The 5219-nt window shown below is 65.4% G+C and carries 4 protein-coding genes; 2 read left to right on the top strand and 2 right to left on the bottom strand.

What is annotated here, in order from left to right:
* Positions 1-123: 123 nt before the first annotated feature.
* Together QZX79_RS18355 and QZX79_RS18350 are read left to right on the top strand one after the other, a co-directional pair.
* On the top strand, positions 124-627 hold the full coding sequence (locus QZX79_RS18355; RefSeq protein ID WP_294570846.1) for a hypothetical protein: 504 nt from the start codon (positions 124-126) through the stop codon (positions 625-627).
* Positions 628-824: 197 nt separating this feature from the next.
* On the top strand, positions 825-2006 hold the full coding sequence (locus tag QZX79_RS18350; protein WP_294570845.1) for an NAD(P)/FAD-dependent oxidoreductase: 1182 nt from the start codon (positions 825-827) through the stop codon (positions 2004-2006).
* Between the two features lie 25 nt (positions 2007-2031).
* Here QZX79_RS18350 and QZX79_RS18345 read toward each other — a convergent pair whose 3' ends face one another.
* Together QZX79_RS18345 and QZX79_RS18340 are read right to left on the bottom strand one after the other, a co-directional pair.
* A complete protein-coding gene (locus tag QZX79_RS18345; protein WP_294570843.1) occupies positions 2032-3720 on the bottom strand; it encodes an alpha-amylase family protein in 1689 nt (562 codons plus the stop codon).
* A gap of 56 nt (positions 3721-3776) precedes the next feature.
* Entirely contained in the window at positions 3777-4733 is a 957-nt protein-coding gene (locus tag QZX79_RS18340) for a TIGR03885 family FMN-dependent LLM class oxidoreductase (RefSeq protein WP_294570841.1), read from the bottom strand.
* Positions 4734-5219 lie beyond the last annotated feature (486 nt).

The following is a 5219-nucleotide window of genomic DNA, read 5'->3' as shown; positions in this document are numbered from 1 at the left end:
CGATGGTACTGCACCCGAGAGAGTGTGGGAGAGTAGGACACCGCCGGACCACCCTTAGGCTGCAGGCCCCACCACCGGTGGGGCCTGCACCCCTTTAACCACCACCACCGATACAGTCGGCGTATGCCGTTTCACCCCGAAGAACCCCAGGCCGGCTTCGTGCGTTATGAGGGGTCCGAACGCAATGCCCGGGGGATCCACCCCGGTATTTTCGGTCTTGCCAACGCGCTGGCCCGCGACGGCCGCCTGAGTGAGACCGACCATTCCTGGTGGCTTGCGTCGAACCTCTGGTACGACGCGGCCTACATCAACCCCCAGCTGGTCGATGCTTCGGTGTACGACCGCACCCTCAACCCGACGGCCCAGGCCTGGTTCAAGGTGTCCGCCGCGCACCTCCTGGAGCGGATCCCCGGATATCTGGCCCTCCTTGACCGCTATGCGGTCCCGTGGCGGGAGGTCCGCTCGACCGACCCGGGCACCGTTCTCTACGAAGACGAGTTCCAACTGGTTGTGACACCATGGTCGACCCGGTCGGGGACGGCTGGGGGCCCCGAGGCGCTGCTTGAGGCCCAAAGGACCCAGGTCAAGGCCGCAAAGGAACTGCCGACGGCACGTGAACCGTTGTAGGGTCGAGCCAGGTTGCCAACGCCTGGTGCCACCACTCGGTCCGAGACTGCCAGCCCTGAGAGCGCGCGTCCTCGGAGGAAGAAGAGGTATCAGTGGGTTCGACGAACCGCCTGCGCCGTTCAGGTATGGCACATCCGGGGACAGGGAGTCCGGTGTCTCCGGACAGCCCGGCTTCCGGCCCGAAGGATCACTACGAGGTGCTGGTCGTTGGGGGAGGGAACGCAGGAATCTCCCTGGCAGCGCGGCTGCAGCGCTACGGTGTCCGCGACATTGCGATTGTTGAACCGCGCACGCACCACCTCTATCAGCCGCTCTTCTCACACATTGCCGGCGGCACGGCGAAACCCGCCGACGCCGTCCGTCCCCAGTCCAAGGTCATGCCCCGTGGGGTCGCCTGGATCCAGGGCGAGGTGACGAGCGTGCAGCCGGACGCCCGCGCCGTCACCCTTTCCTCCGGCGCGAGCCTGAAGTACGACAACCTCGTCGTGTGCCCCGGGATCCAGAAGGACTGGGACGCCGTGCCGGGCCTCGCCCAGGCGATGGCGTCCCCCTTCGGCGGGTCCAACTATGAATTCGAACTGGCACCCAAGGCATGGGACCTGCTGCGCCAACTCCGCAGCGGCACCGTGGTTTTCAGCCAGCCGCCCGGTCCTGCCACCTGCGCCGGTGCCGCCCAGAAGCCGATGTACCTCGCCTGTGACTACTGGCGTGCGCAGGGGGTGCTCGACGACATCCGGGTCGTGCTGATCGTCCCGACCCCGACTGTTTTCGGAATGCCACTGATCGACGAGGAGCTCAACCGCAAGATCGCCGAGTACGGCATCGAACTCCGCTGCGACAGCGAACTCGCCGAGGTTGACCCCGAGGGACGCAGCGTCGTCGTGCGCAACACTCCGGCCGGCACCAGCGAGCGGCTTCCCTACGACGTCCTCCACGCGGTGCCGCCCCAGTCCGCGCCCGACTGGCTGAAAACCTCGGCCCTTCCCGCTGACGGCGATCCCGGCGGCTTCGTCGAGGTGGATCCTAAGACGCTGCGGCACGCGCGGTTCCCCTCGGTATGGTCCCTCGGTGATGCGGCGGGAACGCTGAACTCGAAGTCCGGCGCCGCTTTGAGGATGCAGACGGCCGTTCTGGCGAAAAACCTTCTGGCCGCACGCAAGGGCAGGAAACCCGGCAAGAAGTACAACAACTACTCTGCATGCCCCTTCACCGTGTCACGCTCAACCGTCGTCTTCTCCGAGTTCGACGATCGGTACCGGCCAAAGCCGACGGTGCCGGGGTGGAAGGATCTGGCACGCGAACGGCGGTTGACGTGGCTGCTCGAGCGGAGGGTCCTCCCTCAGGTCTATTGGAAGCTGATCCTGACGGGCCGGGCGTAGCCTCCCGCCGCGGCAGGCGAACGCCTCAGGGAAGTCGATGGTCGTCGGGGTCGGGGATCCGCAGCCACCGGTAGCCATATGGTTCAAGGTCGAGGTTAACTGTTCCCTTTCGTGAAATCCGCGGTCCAGTCCCGCCGAGCAGATCGAGCAGGGTCTTTCCGTCGAGGTCACTGGCGCTGTGCCGGGAACTGGTGACGTCCAGCGTCACGGAAACCGCTGACGGAGCGAAATTGTGGACGAGGACCATGCTCGAGGCTTCCCAGGTGCAGCGGTGGGCCAGGATCGAAGGATTGGCCTGCGACAGGACCTCAAAGCTTCCCCAGCCAAGTTCCGGGCACTGCCGGTAGCGGCGGATTAGTCCAGCCAGGAAGTGAAGGAGCGACTCCGGATTTTGCCGGGCCCCGGCGGCGTTGACGGCATCCGGGCCATATTCGCCCTGGACAGGGCGGGCAACGAGGTTGTCCTCCTCAGCGCTCGAGAACCCACCGTTCTTCCCGTCGGTCCACTGCATCGGGGTGCGGACGGCCAGCCTCCCCTCCGCGGCGAGGTCCTCGCCCATGCCAATTTCTTCGCCGTAGAACAGGACGGGTGTTCCGGGAAGTGAAAAGAGCAGGGAGTACACCATCCGGATACGGCGCGGGTCGCCACCGAGCATCGGTGGCAGGCGCCGCTTGAGTCCACGTCCGTAAACCTGCATGGTCTCCTCCGGGCCGAAGGCAGCAAACACTTCCTGCCGCTGCGATTCGGTGAGCTTGTCGAGGGTCAGCTCGTCATGGTTGCGCAGAAAGGTCGCCCACTGGCTGTCGGGATTCGTCTCCGGACGGCCCAGGAGTGCGGCGGCCAGCGGGGCGGCCTCCTGGCGCGCCAGGGCGAGGTAGAGGTTCTGCATTCCAATGAAATCGAAAAGCATTGTGAGCTCGTCGGCGGCCTCTCCGCCGAGGAACCGCAGCTGGGCCTCGTAGGGAAGGTTCACTTCACCCAGAAGGATCGCACCGGGGCTCCGGCGGCCGAGGAAGCGCCGAAGGTCCTTGAGGAACTCATGCGGCTCCGGCAGCTCCTCCGACTGCGCCCCGGTCAGCTCGAGGAAGAAGGGCACGGCGTCGACCCGGAACCCATTCATGCCCAGCTGGAGCCAGAAGCCTGCCGCCTTGGCGATCTCGTCGCGGACCCGCGGATTAGCGACATTCAGGTCCGGCTGATGCCGATAGAAGCGGTGCTGGTACCAATCACCCGTCGGCTCGGACCGGGTCCAGATGGAATCCTCCTGGTCAGGGAAGGTGACCTCGGCCGAGGTGTCCGGCGGGGCATCGGAGCGCCAAACGTAAAAGTCGCGGAAAGGGCTGTCCCTCGACTCCACGGCGGACCGGAACCAGGGATGCTGATCGGAGGTGTGATTGACCACGAGGTCCGCTATGACTCGGATGCCCTGATCCTTGGCCGTCCGAAGGAACTCGACGACGTCGCCGTGCGTCCCGAGCCGGCTGTCCACTCCAAAGAAATCGGTGATGTCGTAGCCGTCGTCGCGGTCCGGGGTGGGATAGAACGGCATCAGCCAGATACAGGTCACGCCGAGGTCAGCCAGATAGGGCACCCGCTCCGCAAGGCCGGCGAAATCACCAAAGCCGTCGCCGTTCGAGTCGTAGAAGGTTTCGACGTCGAGGCAGTACACCACGGCGTTCTTCCACCAAAGATCCGATGTCTCCGTGGTCTTCATTCTTCCCTCTCCTACTGCGACGGCGGTATCCAGCGGTGGGCGCGTTGACCTCCCGCTCAGCGAAGCTCGGGCAGCACCTTGGCGGCGAAAGCGTCGATGAAGGGCTGCTGGTCCTGGCCCACGAAGTGGAGGTAGATTTCGTCGAAGCCAAGCTCCAGGTACTCCTGCAGCCACTGAGCGTGTTCACCGGTGCTGGCCGACACATTGACGGACGTGCGCACCGCCTCCTCACCCACGTCGCGGCCTACGGCGTCGAAATAGTCGGCGGTTGGAAGGTCCCACGGTATCGGTGGGGCGAAGGTGTTGTTCTTCCACTGGTCCATGGCGATGCCAATGGCCTCCGATTCGGTGGGCGCCCAGGAAAGGTGCACCTGCAGGGTTGCCGTGCCTGTGCCTCCCGCGTCCCGGTACGCCGCCAGCATTTTGCGCAGGTGTTCATGCGGCTGGTTGATCGTCACCAGCCCGTCGGCCCAGACCGCGGAACGCCGTGCGGTATCAACGGTGACGGCAGGGGCGATCAACGGCGGCGGTGTGGCCGGTGCATCCCAGATCCGCGCCCGCTCGACGGTGACCAGACCCCGATGGGTGACCTCCTCGCCGCTGTGCAGCCGGCGGATGACCGACACGCATTCCTCGAGACGCCGCTGCCGGACGTCCTTGGGCGGCCAGGCCTCGCCGGTGACGTGCTCGTTCATGTTTTCGCCGCTGCCCAAGGCGACCCAGAGCCGGCCGGGATACATGTCCGCGAGTGTCGCCGAGGCATGGGCGAGGATCGCCGGGTGGTACCGCTGCCCGGGAGCAGTCACCACGCCGAAACGGAGGTCGGTCCGGGCAAGGGCCGAGCCCAGCCAGGACCAGGCGAACCCCGCATGGCCCTGCCGCTCCGACCACGGTTCTATATGGTCCGAGCACATCGCCGCATCGAAGCCGGCCTGCTCGGCCAGCACCACGTCCTCCAGCAGGCGCGATGGGCTGATCTGTTCGTGGGACGCATGAAATCCGAGTATCGCCATCCGACATGCATACCGCGGCACGGCGTTGCTGTCGAGGAATCCGGGAAGGTGCAGGCAGGCCGCCCGCGGCTGCACCGGCCCTGGTGCCCGTCTGACAGAGAGTCTGGAGGCCGCTTCCACCCCCACCACGCCCCCGGTTTTGGTGGGTGTGGTGGGGGTGGGGAGGGGGATTTGTGTTTGGGGTGGAGGGGTCGTATAGTTATGGAGTTGCCCCGGTGAGGGCGGCGAAACCCACACAAATTTCTGAGGCTTTCCTGGTGTGTGCTGTGCACGGGTCGGGGGTGGTCTTGGTTTGGTGTCTGTTGTTGCGGGTTGGTTCTGTTGTGCTGGTGCCGGTTTGTCCGGTGGTGGTGCGGGGGAGCGGATTTGCGGGGATGGGCTGGTGCGGGTAAGCTTGTGAAGTTGCTCCGGAGCGATGGGGTCCTGGTTTTGCAGGGTTTTTGGTGCCGGTAGTGCCTGTTGTTTGAGAACTCAATAGTGTGCCAA

The sequence above is a fragment of the uncultured Arthrobacter sp. genome, assembly GCF_902805515.1.
GTDB lineage: Bacteria > Actinomycetota > Actinomycetes > Actinomycetales > Micrococcaceae > Arthrobacter_D.
This window is presented reverse-complemented; position numbering and strand designations above follow the sequence as displayed.

Bases quoted from the DNA above. Each gene is read 5' to 3' on its own strand.
- QZX79_RS18340 (WP_294570841.1), bottom strand. From the start codon at position 4,733: ATGGCGATACTCGGATTTCATGCGTCCCACGAACAGATCAGCCCATCG.
- QZX79_RS18345 (WP_294570843.1), bottom strand. From the start codon at position 3,720: ATGAAGACCACGGAGACATCGGATCTTTGGTGGAAGAACGCCGTGGTG.
- QZX79_RS18355 (WP_294570846.1), top strand. From the start codon at position 124: ATGCCGTTTCACCCCGAAGAACCCCAGGCCGGCTTCGTGCGTTATGAG.